Here is a 14,839-nt window from a genome sequence, read left to right on the forward strand (position 1 = left end):
TTGGAACTCATTGTCCTAGCGTCCGTTCCATCATGGAACTCGCTGGGGTTGGCGAGCCGATCGTCACCTCACCTCCAGGCAGGCGAAGCCTGGCCCCGTTCGAAGGGTGATGAGATGACCGACGAGCAGACGACGCCGTGGCGTCCGACCGCGTGCATCCTGTGCGAGTGCAACTGCGGCATCGAGGTGCGTCTTGGCGGGCCACAGGGGCGGACGTTCGACCGTATCCGCGGTGACAAGGCCCATCCGGCGTCGCAGGGCTACACCTGCCAGAAGGCGCTGCGACTCGACCATTACCAGAACGGACCCCACCGGCTGACCTCCCCGATGCGCCGCCGCCCCGACGGGACGTACGAGCCCGTCGACTGGGACACCGCGATCGCCGAGGTCGCGGCCGGGCTCGCCCGGGTACGCGACACCCACGGCGGAAAGACGATCTTCTACTACGGCGGTGGAGGACAGGGAAACCACCTCAACGGCGCCTACGCCTCCGCCACCCGAGCCGCGCTCGGCAGCAAGTACCGCTCCAACGCGCTGGCACAGGAGAAGACCGGCGAATTCTGGGTCAACGCCAAGCTGCTCGGCGGCTACACACGAGGCGACTACGAGCACGCCGAGGTGGTGGTGTTCGTCGGCAAGAACCCGTGGCAGTCCCACAGCATCCCGCGCGCCCGTCCGACGCTGAAGGAGATCGCCCGGGATCCGAACCGGTCGATGGTCGTGCTCGATCCCCGCACCACCGAGACCGCCGAACTCGCCGACCACCACCTCGCCCTGCGCCCCGGCACCGATGCCTGGTGCCTGGCCGCGCTCGCCGCGGTGCTGGTCCAGGAGGACCTGCTCGACCGGGACTGGCTCGCCGAGCACGCGACCGGCCTCGACCGCCTCGAACCCCTGCTCGCCGCGGTCGACATCGATGCCTATGCGGCGATCTGCGACCTTGACGCGGATCTGATCCGGCGCACGGCTCGGCGCATCGCGGCGGCCTCGAGCGTGGCGGTGTATGAGGACCTGGGGGTGCAGATGAGCCTGCATTCCACGCTGTCCAGCTACCTCAACAAGCTCTTGTGGGTGCTGACGGGCAACTTCGCCAACCCCGGCGGCCACTACGTGCCCACCAGCATCGTCAACCTCGCCGGAGGCGGAAGCGGCGGCGGCGGCGGAGGCGCGCGGGCGCAGGACGGTGGCCGCGACCGGCGATCCCCCGTCGCGGGGGCGCGGATCATCTCCGGACTCGTCCCGTGCAACGTGATCGCCGAGGAGATCCTCACCGATCACCCCGACCGCTATCGGGCGATGATCATCGAGTCCGCCAACCCGGCGCACTCACTCGCCGACAGCCCCCGCATGCGCGAGGCGATCGAGGCGCTGGAATTCACCGTCGTCATCGATGTCGCCATGACCGAGACCGCCCAGTTGGCCGACTATGTGCTCCCGGCGGCGTCGCAGTTCGAGAAGTGGGAAGCGACGTTCTTCAACTTCGAGTTCCCGCACAACTACTTCCACCTGCGTCGTCCTGTTCTCGAGCCGCTGCCCGGCACGCTGCCCGAGCCGGAGATCCACGCGCGGATCGTCGAGGCCCTCGGCGCCCTCGACGCGCTCGATCTCGCTCCGCTGGCCGAGGCGGCGCGGCACAGCCGCGCCGCGTTCGGCGGGCGGTTCCTCCAGCTCATGGGAGAGCATCCCGAGGCCGCACCGCTTCTGAGCGTGATCCTCTACCGCACGCTCGGCCCGGCGCTGCCCGACGGCGCGGCGTCGGCGGCGCTGCTGTGGGGCGCGGCGAACAGGGTGGCGGCGCAGATCCGGCCCAGCATCGAGCGGGCCGGCTTCGAGGGTGAGGGCGCCGAGCTGGCCGAGGCGCTCTTCGACGCGATTCTCACCCACCCCAGCGGCGTGATCTTCAGCGTCGATGAGCCCGCCGACAACTGGGCCCGGGTCCGCACCCCGAACGGGCTGCTGAACCTCGACAACGCCATCATGCTCGACGCGCTCGCCGAGCTGGCCGGCGCGCGGCCGCCCGGCGGCGACCCGGAGTTCCCCCTCGTCCTGTCCGCCGGCGAACGGCGATCATTCACCGCGAACACCATCTTCCGAAGCCCCGAATGGCGCAGGCGCGACCGGGACGGCGCCCTTCGCGTTTCGCCGGCCGACGCTGACGCCCTCGGCCTGGCCGACGGCGACCGGGCCCGGATCACCACCCAGCGGGGAAGCGCCGAGGTCCTCGTGGAGATCAGCCCGATGATGCGCCGGGGCCATATCGCGTTGCCCAACGGCCTGGGGGTGACCCAGACCCCCGACGCGGCTTCGGTCGGCGTGGCGCCCAACGACCTCACCTCCAGCGACCATCGCGATCCGATCGCCGGCACCCCGTATCACAAGCACGTCCCGGCGCGGCTCGAACCGATCAGTGCCTGACCGGCACACCGCCTCTCAGCTCGTACCAGGCACGTACCTGCCCTGCCTCCAGCGCTCCAGGGTGTGGTCCAGATGCTGGTCGAAGAGGCCGACCAGGTCCACCGTGGGGTCGAGGAGCCACTGGATCTCCAGCCCGTCCATCGTGGCGCACAGGGCGCGGATCTCCGATGCGGCCTGGTCATGGGCGATGGGCGGGATCTCTCCGGCCTGCGCCACGCCGAGCAGCCGCTCGACCAGCATGTCGACGATCTTCCCGTAGCGTTGCTGGATGAAGGCCCGCGCCGGGTGCTTCTCGTTGGCGGACTCTCCGGTCAGGCGGATGAAGAGCTCCAGCAGACCGCGATGCTCGACGTGATACCTCATGAGAGCACGCAGATCGTTGAACCCCCGCAGCCCGCTCCGTTCTCCCGTGCCGAGCGCGGCGGTCTCCCTCGCCCACCATTCCAGGACGGCGGCGAGCAGGTCTTCCTTGTCCTGGAAGTGACGCAGCAGCGCGGCGGGTGAGACGCCCACGTCCGCGGCGATCTGCCGCATGGAGGCCCCGTCGTAGCCGTGCGCGGTGAACGCCTTGGCCGCGGCGTTGACGATCTGCTCGCGCCTTTTGATGCCGCTTCGGTACGGCCCGCGCGGGCTTCCTGCGCCGTTCGCCACTGGCAGCCTCCCGAGAAATCCGCAGACGCTCTCTTGCGCAAAAGCTATCAGGCGTTTACGTTTGCCGAAACGTAAACAACCGATCACTTTTGGACCGTGGTCGGCGTTACCCACCCTGCCACCTGCATGGGAGCGCCCGCCTGCCTGTTCAGAGGAACGGATCTCTCCATGCGATCTCACGAACCCGCCCACGCCCTCTCACCAAGTCCCCGGTTCGGCATCAACCCGCTGCCCTGGCTGCTCACCCCGTCCGGCTTCACCCTGGACGTGGCCACGCTCCGCACCGCCTTCGCCGAGATCGCCGAAACCGGCTTCACCGCCGTACAGGCCGACATCCCCCCGGGCCTGACCCCGGCCGGCTACCTCGCCCTCCTCCACGAGTACGGCCTCACCCCGGCACCCGGCTACTTCCAGGGCGCCTACGACAACCCCTCAGCGATGCCCGCCCTCCTCGAAAGCGCCCGGCAGCACGCGGGCGCCCAGGCCGCGCTCGGCATGAGCGAAGTCTTCATCGCCTCCGCACTGACGGCCGAGCGAATCGCCACGCCGGCCGTCGGCGCCGCGTCCGACCCGGCGCGACTGGACACCGTCATCGACAACCTCACCCGGACCTGCGAGGTCATCGTCGCCGAAGGCCTGCGTCCCTGCCTGCACCCCCACGTCGGCACCTGGATAGAGACCGAACGGGAGACCCGGGCGGTCCTGGACGCCATCGCGCCCGGCCTGCTGGCGTTCGGCCCTGACACCGGGCACCTGCGGTGGGCCGGCGCCGACCCCGCCGCCCTGATCACCCATTACCGGGACAGGGTCGGCGCCGCGCACCTCAAAGACGTCCACGCCGCCGTCGCCGCGCAGGCTCGCGAGGCCGGAGCGGACTTCTGGCAGACCGTCTTCGAGCGGCACCTGTGGACCGAACCCGGCCAAGGCGACGTGGATCTCGAGGCGGCGCTCGCCGCCCTGCCCGAGGACTTCACGGGATGGATGGTGATCGAGGTCGACGTACCCGACCGCAGAACCGCCAAGGACAGCGCCGCCCTGTCGCGCCAATGGACGCTCACCCACCTCGGAAAGGAACGACGCCGATGACACTCGGCATCGGCATCATCGGAGCCGGCCCGGTCACTCAAGCCATCCACCTGCCCACCATCGCGGGGCTGTCCGACCGGCTGCGCGTGACGCACGTCATGGACGTCGACGCCGGCACGGCGGCGGCGGTGGCCGCCCGCGCCGGGGCCGCGCACAGCACCACCGTCGAGCAACTCCTCGCCGACCCCGCCGTGGACCTGGTGGCCGTGTGCAGCCCGCACCCGTTCCACGCCGAACAGGCCGCAGCCGCCTGCCGCGCCGGCAAGAAGGGCGTCCTGGTGGAAAAGCCGCTGGCCACCACCCTGGACGAGGCCCACGCGATCGCCGAGGCGAGCAGAGACACTGGCGTACCCGTCGTGGTGGGCGCCATGCACACCTACGACCCCGCGTGGCTGGCCGCCGAACGAGCCTGGGGCGATCTACCGGAAACCGTCCACCGGGTACGCTCGCGCATCATCCTGCCGCCCAACGCGCGCTTCGAATCGGCGGCCACCCAACTGCACACCGACCCGGTGTTCCCGGCGCGCGGCGGCGATCCGGCCGCCGCCATCCGCGGCGCGATCCTCGGCCTGGCCATCCACAACCTGCCGCTGGTACGGCGCTTCCTGCCGGAGATCGAAAGCGTCGACCTCGTCCGGCCGCTCCAACCGTTCGGCTACGTGCTCACCCTGCGGGGCGGCGGGCGGACCGCGGAGCTGATCGGCTACCTGCACGGCGGCTGGCGTACCGAATGGACCTTCGAGGCCTGGGGCGACGACGGCGAGCTACGGCTGGATTTCACCCCCTCCTACGTACCCGCCGGCTCCGCGACGGCCGAACTGCGCACCGGCGCGGGCACGCGGCTGCTCGGGCCCTACCCCGGCAACGGCTACGCCGGCGAATGGCGGCACCTGGCAGCCGTGGCGACCGGCGCCGAACCGGTCCGCTACGGCACCACCGACCTCGTCGCCGACCTGGCCTACGCGCTGAACCTCGCCGACCGCGCCACCGCCCTGCTGCGCCAAGGAGCCACCCCATGACCGGCCCCCTCCCGGTGACCCTCGTCCTGGACGCCGACCGTCCGGCACTGCACGCCGCCCTCGCCTCACTGCCCAAGGACTTCCGCCCGGTCGCCACCGGCGGCGCCGTCGTCGCCGTCGCCGACCTCGACGCCCTGGCCACCGCCCTCACCGACCGGCCGCGCGGCATCCTGCTCACCGACGTGACGACCGGCGCACCCACCGGTGACGCCGATCGCAGGCATGACCTCACCGCTGCCGCCCACCGCGTACACGACCTCGCCGACCGTGCCGCCGCGGCGGGCATCCCCGTCGTCGTGGCCGCGACCTGGGCACTCAACCCGGCGATCCCCGCCGCCGCTGGCACCCTGCGCCAAGACCTCGCCCAGACCGCACTCATCGAACTGACCGCGACCCTCCCGCCCGGGCGGGAGGCGGCGGACATCCTGCTGGAGCAGCTCGCACTCCTGCGCACCGCGCTCGGCCCCGCGACCAACGTCGAACTCCACCAAGCAGACGACCACGGCCACACCGCGCACGCCCAGCTCGGCCACGTGCCCGTTCACCTGGCCGCCGCCATCTCCCCATGGGGCACCGCGCGCGCCCGGCTGAGCCTGCTCGGGCCCGCCGTCCAGTGGCGCGTGTCCTTCCCCGACCCCGCCACCGCACGCCCGGCCGACGTCGTCCGCACCGACGCGCACGGCGAACACCGGCTGCCCACCCGCTTCGAAAACCCGGTCCGCGCCTCCTGGCGCGCGCTGCACGCCGCCGTCACCGCCGGCGCCGCGCCCCCGTACGGCCTGCACGACCTCGCCGACGACCTCCGCCTCCTCTGAACCCCCTTCACACAGACGAACAGAACCCCCTTTCCTCCCTTGGAGGCCGCCATGTCCGCTTCGCCATCCCCCGCCCTGAACGGCGTCCCCGCCCAAGACGAGCCGGCCACGCCCGTCGGCATCCGCTTCATCGCCCTGTACGCGCTGGGCCAGCTCGGCCTGTGGGCCGGCCTGCTCACCCCGATCGTGGTGACCCTCTCGGTCAAGGTCGGCGCCATCGACCCCGAGGGCAAGGCCGCCAGCCTGGGGCTCATCCTGTCGGTGGGCGCGTTCCTGTCCATGGCCATCACCCCGATCTGGGGCAACCTGTCCGACCGCACCACCAGCCGCTTCGGCCGCCGCCGCCCCTGGCTGGCCGGCGGAGCGCTGGCCGGCGCCGCCGGGCTGCTCATCATGGCCGTCGCGCAGAACGTTCCCACGATCCTGCTCGGCTGGTGCGTCACCCAGGCCGGCTACAACGCCGCGCAGGCCGCGCTCAACGCCATCATCCCCGACCACGTGCCCGAACAGCAGCGCGGCCGGGTGTCCGGCATCCTCGGCCCGATGAGCAACATCGGCATCCTGGTCGGCACGTTCCTCACCACGATGGTCGTCGGCAGCACGTCCCTGATGTTCCTGCTGCCGGGCGTCTTCACCTTCGCCGCGATCGGGCTGCTCATCACCTTCCTGCCCGACCAGCCCGCCGACCGCGGCCAGCTCGGCCCCTTCCGTCCCCTCGACCTGCTACGCAGTCTGTGGGTCAACCCCTTCGCCCACCGCGACTTCGGCTGGGCCTTCGCCGGACGTTTCCTGATCTTCACCGGGAACGCCTTCAAGCTCACCTTCGGCTTCTACGTCATCACCGACCGGCTCGGCTACAGCCCCGCCGAAGCGGTGGCCCTCGTCTTCACCGCCACGCTGGTCTTCACCGCGGCCTCCCTGCTCACCGCCACGTTCGGCGGCTGGCTGTCCGACCGGACGGGACGGCGCAAGGTCTTCGTTCTCCTCGCCTCCCTCATCATGGGCGCCGGCCTGCTGACCCTCGGATTCACCACCTCCTACGCGCAGTACCTGATCGGCTCGGCGATCCTCGGCCTGGGCACCGGCACCTACCTCGCCGTCGACATGGCCCTGGTCGTCCGCGTCCTGCCCAACCCGGACAACGCGGCCAAGGACCTCGGCGTCTTCCAGATCGCCAACTCACTCCCCCAGTCGCTGGCGCCCCTGATCGCCCCGCTCTTTTTGACCATCGGCGGCGGCGACCAGAACTACCCCGCCGCCTTCACCGCCGCCCTGGTCTTCGCCGTCCTCGGCGCCCTGACCGTCATCCCCATCCGCAAGGTCCGCTGACAAGGCCGCGCTCAGGGGAACCTACGGGACGTCGTAGGCCGCGACCGACCAGGCTCCCGGACGCTTACCCAGTTCGGCGGCCAGCCGGTCGGCCGTCTTCGGGCTGGACAGGTCGTACTTCTTCCCGCACGCACCCCCGGGCGGGCACGAGGCGCGGCCGCGCGCGACAGGCGCATCTGGAGGAAAAACCCAGAACGTGATGTCGTGCTCGCGGCCGAGCCAGCCCGGCTCGTACGCCTTGTCCGCGAGCCTGCTGAGCGCACCGTCCGGACCGCACACCCCGCCGGCACTGCTGCCTGCCTCACTGCTGAAGAAGATCGAGCCGGGCCTCTGGCAGAAGACCACGATCGCGATCTTCTTGCTCGTGGGACGGAACCGCAGGCCCACCTTCGTCGCCGACTGCGACATCCTGGCTCCCGCCAGACGACCCAGCCCCTTGTAGACGCGCGGCGCCTGCTCGAAGGCCGGGGAGGAAGGGGAGGCCGCGGGCCGAGGCGCGGGTTCGGAAACGCCGGCCAGGTTCGACACCAGCATGACCACGGACGTGACGACCGCCATCGTGGCGACGGCGGCTCCTGCCGTCCAGCCCCAGTGCCGGCGCGTGCGGGGCCGCCGGGCGGGAGCCTGGCGAGTGGCCAGCCGCGCGCGGGCCCTGGCCACGGTCTCGGCTGACGGCGGCGGCACGTCCGGTACCGCCTGGGCGAGCAGCGTGACCTCATCCATCGTGCGCCTCCTTCAGCGGGTTGACGTCGCCTAATGCCTTGCGAAGCTGTTTACGTGCTCGGTTGAGCCGGGACGCGACGGTGCCGTAGGGGATCTCCAGGGCGGCGGCGACCTCCTGGTGGGTCAATCCGCCCAACGCCACCAGCAGCACCACGTCCCGGTCGCCGCGGTTCAGACCGGCAAGCGCCCCCGCGAGCCTGCCGTTGAGCTTTCCGGCCGCGACACGCGTGAGCGTCGCGTCCTCGTGGCTGTGCGCCTCGCGTTCGGATGTCCGGCTGAGCGCTTTCCACCTGCGGATCTCGCTGCGGCGGTGCCGGGAGACGAGATTCGTGGCGATGCCGTACAGCCAGGGCCTGACCTGACCGAGCGAGGATTCGTATCCGCCTCTGGCCGCGACGAGGAAGACCTCGGCCGCCAGGTCGTCGGCGTCGTCAATGGAGAGGCGTCGGGCGATGTAGCGGTGGATCTCGGCGAAGTGCGCGTCGAAGATCCGATCGAGGTCGATGCCCAGCTGGGTCGGAACGCTCATCCCAGCCGCCCCGTTGGCATCCGTAAGAGGGTCACGCACTGCTCTCCATTCGATCCGGAAACGCCGTCACCTCTGTTTGCCCGATGGGCCGGGATACTTTCACGCGTCCCCATGACACGCTTTTTGCCGGTATCGCGGTTGGGCGATGCCAGGACCGGGCTACCTACGTCTTGTGATCGAGACGCGTGGCCGCCGGGCACACCTCACCCGGCCCCGGGACGGTGAGCGGCCATGGTGAACATCCGGGTCATGAACTGGAACATCGAGCATCTCAGCGACAAGAAGCTCACCATCGCCGGCATGGCCACCGCCATCGCCCGGACCATCGCCGCCGCTGATGTCGACATCGTCCTGCTCCTCGAGGTACGCCAGGCGAACGTCAACACCGCGATGGCGACCCTGTCCAACGCGCTCAACGCCGCCGAGCCCGGCGCCGCCGGCAACAACTGGCGCGGCTACTTCCTGTCTCAGCCGACGGGAAGCGAGTACTACGCGGCTCTCATCCGCGACCTCGACGCGATCAGGCCGGTGGTCGTCTCGACGGGACCCCCCGGGACGGTGAACCAGCCGCTGGAGGACCTCAGGCACAACGTGTTCACGCTCTGGCCCAGCGCCAACTGGGCCGCTACCGCCTACCCCGTGGCCGCCGCCCGGCCCGCCCTGCCGATCTGCGACGTGTTCGTGACGCCGGGCCGGGCCGCCAAGCGTGCGCGCTTCGCCGGCCAGACGATCGCCAACGGCGGGTTCGCGCTCGGCAACGGCTTCAGGCTGCCCGCTCTGGCGATGTTCTGGATCCACACCGCCGGCGGCGACTACCTGGTGCCGTTCGTCGTGTGCCACTACGCGGCAGTCCGTGGTGCCGCGATGAGAAACGTCCTCGGACAGGCCCAGTTCGCCCAGCTGAAGGGCCTGCACATCGCGCAACTGTTCAATGACAACCCGGCCGGAGCCGGCACCAGCGGCTACCTCGACGTGCTGGACGCCACCAATGCGCACCAGGCGAAACAGGTGGAGGAGGTGTGCTTCACCGGCGACTTCAACATCAACTTCCTGAGAAACCTCCCGGCCGGCAACAAGCTCACCCGGACCAACAACGCCGCCCTCGGCAAGCTCACACCCACCCCGCAGCGCGGCGGCTCGGCAACGCCCCCGGCACCTGCCGGCGCCCCCGGGGCGGTGCCCGCACTGCCCTACGGCGCGGCCCTGCCACCTCCGCCGACAGCCAGCCAGATGCCCGACCAGATCCTTCGCGCGGCGGTCACGACCCAGGGCACCATCCAGCGCGCCTACCCGCTGCCGAACCCCCTTCCGGCCGGCCCGCCTCCGGCACCGTACGCCTCCGCCGCGTTCGACAACTTCTTCTACGGCGGCACCCGCCTCACCAGCGCGGCCGTGGCCTACGGCGTGGGAGCGGCCGACGCCGGACAGGTCGTCAACGTCCCGGCCAACGTTGTCCAGGGTGTGGCAGCGGCCGCCGGCCAGATCGGCCTGGCGACGGTGGCGGCCCACTACACGGGCAAGGCGAAGAAGAACGCCGCCCTGGCACCCAACCTCCAACTCGCGCCAGGAGGGCCCGCCCTGAGCGCCGCCGACCGGCTCATCGGCGCCCGGCTGCTCAGCGATCACCTCCCGGTGGTCCTGACCTTCACCTGCCCTTAGGCGAGCACTCATGGACATCACCGCGCTGAAGGGCATCATCCAGGCCGCGCTCGCGTCGCAGCCGTTCACCGTCTCCGGCGCGCAGTTGCAATCGCCGCCGGTCACCGCGGTTCTGACGGGCTTGTTCGGCGGCGACGGCCTCGTCCTGACCGACGCCACGCAGCTCCAGCAGAGCGACACCGAGGTGGTCGTCGAAGGCACCACCAGCGGCGTGCTCGGCCTGACCGGCCAGCACGCGACCGTCACCTTCACCCTCCTCGACGCCGTGGCGCAGCTGCACCTGACGCTCGACCGGCTGCCCGATGGGTGGGCGCCCTCGGCGAGCTTCCCCGCGCTCACGGGGTCGGTCTTCGACGACTTCACCTACACCGACCCGGTGCTGCGGCTGGACTCGACCGGCGCCCCGGAGTTGCCGGCCGGGTATCCCGCGACCTTCGGCTATCCGGACTACTCCGCCGCCATGAAGGCCGCCATGACCCCGGGGCTGAGCCTGTCGGCCACCATCACGCCGTCGGCTGAGGCCGGGCCCCTGGAATGGCTGCTGTCAGGATCGTCGTCCTGGGCGGTGTCAGGGCCGATCGTGACGCCGCAGGACCAGCTCAGCATGGTGCTGTCCACCAGCCCGCAGGAGGGGCTGGCGATCGGCGGGTTCACGATCCCGTTCACGCTCAGTCTGGCCGCCGTCGCGATCCAGTCGAAGCCGGGCGACTCGAGCCAGGCGACGTTCGTCACCTCGACGATGCGGCTCGACGCCGAGGTCGAGCGGGACGTCGGCGGGGACGTACCGCTGAAGATCCCGCTGGTGGCGCGCGTGGCCTCGAGCACCGAGCCGACGCTGACCGTGTTCAGCCAGCCGCCGCCGGGCCAGGGGCTCACCCTCGCCCAGATCGCCACGCTCATCGGCGTGACGTCACTCGACGGCCAGATCCCGGACGGCTTTCCCGCGCTCGACGACATCCAGCTCGAGGAGGTGAAGCTGGTCCTGACCCCGGGGGCCGGCCGGCCGCTCACCGCGGTGAGCGTGACGATCGGCTGGGTCTCGCCGCAGCCGTACCCGGTCTTCGGCGGGCTCATCACCTTCCAGGACATGGCGGTGACCTTCACCTATCTGCCGGACGGCTTCCCGCTGCCGAACGGGAGCGCCGGATATGTCACGACATGCGGGACAGCGTCGGGGGTGCTCGCCGGCGGCAGCCTCGACGCCGAGATCCTCCTGCCCGACCTCACCTTCCTCTGCCGGCTGCAGCCCGGCACCACCATCGACATCACCGAACTGGTGGACCACGCCGTCGGCTCATCGATCGACATGCCACAGATCGGCTGTTCCGTACTGAACCTCTCCGGGAACGTGACCGCCGGGCAGTACCGCTTCCAGGCGACGGTGACCGACGACTGGACCTTCGACCTCGGTCACCAGCCGCTCGCCCTCACCCAGATCAGCATGGACCTCAGCAAGAGCCCGTCCGGCTTCGGCGGCCAGATCGCCTGCCGGTTCGACATCGCCGGGGCCGAACTGTACGGCAGCGCCGGCTACGACGCCACGACGCAAGGGTGGTCGTTCGACGTCGGCACGCTGCTGCCGGTGAGCATCGACCTCACCGACCTCGCCGACGACATTCTGGCGCTGCTGGGCCTCACACTCCCCGACCACACCCCGGCGCTGATCCTGACAGCGGTGAGCTTCTCCTTCGACACCACCACCCACACCTTCGAGTTCCGCTGCGCGACCTCGCTCACCATCGCCGCGACCACCGTCGAGACCGGGCTGTGGGTGACGAACGACACCTTCCAAGGGCTGCTGTGGGTGGGCCAGTCGTACTTCGAGATCGACTTCGCCGACACCGACCAGCGCTCGACCCTGTCGGCCACCTGGTGCGCCACCACCGAACAGGACGAGCTGGAGTTCGCCGACATCGCCCAGGCGCTGGCGCTGCCACCACCGCAGCTGCCCGCCGGACTCGACCTCGCGCTCCAAGGCGCCACGCTGACCTACGAGTGGGGCAGCGGCACGTCGGTGCTGACGATCGAGGCCGACTCCGCGACGTACGGCAAGGCGATCTTCCTCGCCGACGCGGCCACCGGCACCACACGCTGGTTCGCGGGCCTGGCCGTCGGCCAGAGCGTCGAGCTGTCCGACCTGCCCCTGCTGGACAAACTGCTGTCCCCCGGTCAGTGCGCGAGCATCACCGACCTGCGGATCGTCCTGTCCTCCGCCGACATCGACGCGGCCACCGCCGCGACGCTCAACCAGGGCATCGCCGACGGCTACCCGACCCTGCCGGTCACCGGCGCGGCCTCGATGCTCGGGTTCGCCGCCACCGTCCAGTTCGGCGACACCACCATCCCGATCAGCCTCGGCATGGGCGACGTCACACAGGGCGGCGGCCAGAGCAACCCGGGCAACACCATCGTCGGCTCGCAGTCCGGCGGCACACCGGTACCGACCACCGCGGCCGCCGCCTCCGACGGCACCACATGGTTCCAGGTGCAGAAAAGCTTCGGCCCGCTGCGGCTCGACAAGGTCGGCGCCCGCTACAGCCAAGGCGTGCTGTGGTTCTCGATCGCGGGCTCGCTGAGCACCGGCGGCCTGACCATCACCCTCCAGGGCGCCTCGATCGGCTCCCCCATCACCAGCTTCCAGCCCCAGTTCGACCTGCAAGGGCTCGGGATCGACTTCGCGAACGCGCCCCTGCAGATCGGCGGCGGCTTCATGAAGGTCCCGCCGACCGGCGGAGCGACGTTCGAGTACGACGGGACGCTGATCGTCACCTCGACGGGCTGGGGAGTCACGGCGTACGGCTCCTACGCCGAGCTCGACGGCGCACCGTCGATGTTCGCGTTCCTGCAGTACCAGGGCACCTTCGGCGGCCCTCCGGCATTCCTGGTCACCGGCATCGTCGGCGGCTTCGGCTACAACAGCACGCTGCGCATCCCCGGCCAGAACGAAGTGAGCACCTGCCCGCTCGTGGCCGGCCTGAGCGACCCCGCCGCCGTCGGAGGCCAGGGCGCCACACCCGTCGGAGCGCTGGCCGCGCTCACCGGCGGCAGCAACCCCTGGGTGTCGCACTCCCTGGGACAAACGTGGATCGCCGCCGGCCTGACCTTCACCACCTACGAACTGCTGCACTCGGCCGCCCTGCTCGTCGCCGAGTTCGGCACCGAACTGACCATCGCGCTACTCGGCATGTCGACCGCCCGCTTCCCGCCCGAAACGGCATCGCCCGCATACGCCACCGTCCAGCTCCAGCTGGAGGCGCTGTTCCAGCCGGCGCGCGGATTCTTCGGCATCACCGCCGACCTCACCCGCAACTCCTTCCTGCTCGACCCGGCCTGCGTCCTGACCGGCGGCTTCGCCTTCTACGTCTGGTTCGACCCGAGCAACCAGTCGGGCGACTTCGTGGTCACGCTCGGCGGATACCACCCCGCCTTCGACCCGCCGTCGTACTACCCCGACGAACCCAGACTCGGCTTCACCTGGTCACTCGACTCCGCGGTACGCGTCAACGGCAGCGCCTACCTCGCACTCACCCCATCGGCGATCATGGCGGGCGGCGCCCTGTCGGTCACCTTCCAGGACGGCAACCTCAAAGCCTGGCTCACCGCCTGGGCGGACTTCCTCATCCAGTGGCGGCCCTTCCACTTCCAGACGACCATCGGCGTCAGCATCGGCGTCTCCTACCGGATGACCATGCTGGGCACCAGCGTCACCCTCAGCGTCGAACTCGGCGCCGACCTCACCCTGTGCGGACCGCCGACCAGAGGCGTCGCCCACGTGCACTGGTGGGTCATCTCCTTCACCGTCACCTTCGGGGCGGCCCTCTCGGCGCAACCGGGCCCGCTGCAGACCTGGCAGGACTTCGCACCACTGCTGCCGCCGGCCACGGACGTGGTCAAACTGACCGCCATCACCGGCCTGTCCGCCGCCACCGGCCAGATCGGCAGCGCGGACGGCGACGCCTCGTGGCTCGTACGCGGCGCGGCGTTCTCCTTCACCGCCCGCTCCGCGATCCCCGCCACCGAGCTGTACACCGGCTCCTCCAGCCAGTCACCGCTGTACACCGGCGACAAGCTCGACATCCGCCCGATGCAGCTCACCGGCCTGACATCGACGCAGCGGCTGAGCATGACCCTCGACGGCACCGAACAAGACCTTCTCGCCGACGGTTGGAGCATCCAGCCGCTGACGGCCGGCGTCCCCAAGGCCCTGTGGGGACAGGGCGACGGCACATCACTCGAGCAGGGCGACGACCAGCTCGTCACCGGCCAGTACGTAGGCCTGACCCTCCAGGCCCCCACCCCCGAGCTGGGCTGGACGGGCGGCCAGATCGACATCGCCGCCGGCCTGGGATTCGACCCGCTGTCGCCCTCGGGCAGCACGCCGATCGCGGCCTCGGACCCCCCGACCGGCGACATCCCGGTGACCGGCGCGAACGTCGTCGAGCAGATCGAGGACGGCCTCACCGGGTCCGGCTCGACCGGCCGCGAGGCGCTGTTCAACGCCCTCACCGCGCTCAACGCGCAGCCCGCGGCCAACGACCCGCTGAACGCCTACGCGGCCGCGGTCAAGAACCTGTTCACCCACGAACCGCTCACCACCACGGGAGCACCCTGAC

At 70.6% G+C, this 14,839-nt stretch carries 10 protein-coding genes; 7 read left to right on the top strand and 3 right to left on the bottom strand.

Annotation, left to right across the window (positions count from 1 at the left end; genetic code table 11):
* Positions 1 to 114: 114 nt before the first annotated feature.
* Positions 115 to 2,415, top strand: a complete 2,301-nt coding sequence (locus tag KME78_RS20420) for a molybdopterin-dependent oxidoreductase (protein ID WP_219530679.1) — start codon at positions 115 to 117, stop codon at positions 2,413 to 2,415.
* A 15-nt stretch (positions 2,416 to 2,430) separates the two neighbouring features.
* Here the strand turns inward: KME78_RS20420 and KME78_RS20425 are convergent, their stop codons facing one another.
* Positions 2,431 to 3,066, bottom strand: coding sequence for a TetR/AcrR family transcriptional regulator (locus KME78_RS20425; protein ID WP_219530680.1), 636 nt, complete (start codon positions 3,064 to 3,066; stop codon positions 2,431 to 2,433).
* Between the two features lie 168 nt (positions 3,067 to 3,234).
* On the opposite strand from KME78_RS20425, the gene KME78_RS20430 reads away from it, so the two are divergent.
* From KME78_RS20430 to KME78_RS20445, 4 genes are read left to right on the top strand one after another with little or no spacing between them, the layout of a single operon-like run.
* Positions 3,235 to 4,152 carry a sugar phosphate isomerase/epimerase family protein gene (locus tag KME78_RS20430; RefSeq protein ID WP_219530681.1) on the top strand — a complete coding sequence of 306 codons (918 nt, stop codon included), beginning with the start codon at positions 3,235 to 3,237 and terminating at the stop codon, positions 4,150 to 4,152.
* Positions 4,149 to 5,171: a Gfo/Idh/MocA family protein gene (locus tag KME78_RS20435; protein WP_219530682.1), complete on the top strand. Its 1,023-nt coding sequence runs from the start codon at positions 4,149 to 4,151 to the stop codon at positions 5,169 to 5,171. The genes KME78_RS20430 and KME78_RS20435 overlap by 4 nt, the downstream gene beginning before the upstream one ends.
* Positions 5,168 to 5,986 (top strand): hypothetical protein, encoded by an 819-nt coding sequence (locus tag KME78_RS20440; protein WP_219530683.1) that lies wholly within the window; start codon positions 5,168 to 5,170, stop codon positions 5,984 to 5,986. Before KME78_RS20435 ends, KME78_RS20440 begins: the two co-directional genes overlap by 4 nt.
* A gap of 51 nt (positions 5,987 to 6,037) precedes the next feature.
* Positions 6,038 to 7,315, top strand: coding sequence for an MFS transporter (locus tag KME78_RS20445; protein ID WP_219530684.1), 1,278 nt, complete (start codon positions 6,038 to 6,040; stop codon positions 7,313 to 7,315).
* Between the two features lie 21 nt (positions 7,316 to 7,336).
* On the opposite strand, the gene KME78_RS20450 is transcribed toward KME78_RS20445, so the two are convergent.
* Positions 7,337 to 8,038 (bottom strand): hypothetical protein, encoded by a 702-nt coding sequence (locus KME78_RS20450; protein ID WP_219530685.1) that lies wholly within the window; start codon positions 8,036 to 8,038, stop codon positions 7,337 to 7,339.
* Positions 8,031 to 8,567, bottom strand: coding sequence for an RNA polymerase sigma factor (locus KME78_RS20455; RefSeq protein WP_219530686.1), 537 nt, complete (start codon positions 8,565 to 8,567; stop codon positions 8,031 to 8,033). The genes KME78_RS20450 and KME78_RS20455 overlap by 8 nt, the downstream gene beginning before the upstream one ends.
* 249 nt (positions 8,568 to 8,816) lie before the next feature.
* On the opposite strand from KME78_RS20455, the gene KME78_RS20460 reads away from it, so the two are divergent.
* Entirely contained in the window at positions 8,817 to 10,226 is a 1,410-nt protein-coding gene (locus KME78_RS20460; RefSeq protein ID WP_219530687.1) for a hypothetical protein, read from the top strand.
* Between the two features lie 10 nt (positions 10,227 to 10,236).
* Positions 10,237 to 14,838: a DUF6603 domain-containing protein gene (locus KME78_RS20465; RefSeq protein ID WP_219530688.1), complete on the top strand. Its 4,602-nt coding sequence runs from the start codon at positions 10,237 to 10,239 to the stop codon at positions 14,836 to 14,838.
* Position 14,839 lies beyond the last annotated feature (1 nt).

Source organism: Nonomuraea guangzhouensis (assembly GCF_019396345.1).
GTDB classification, from domain to species: domain Bacteria; phylum Actinomycetota; class Actinomycetes; order Streptosporangiales; family Streptosporangiaceae; genus Nonomuraea; species Nonomuraea guangzhouensis.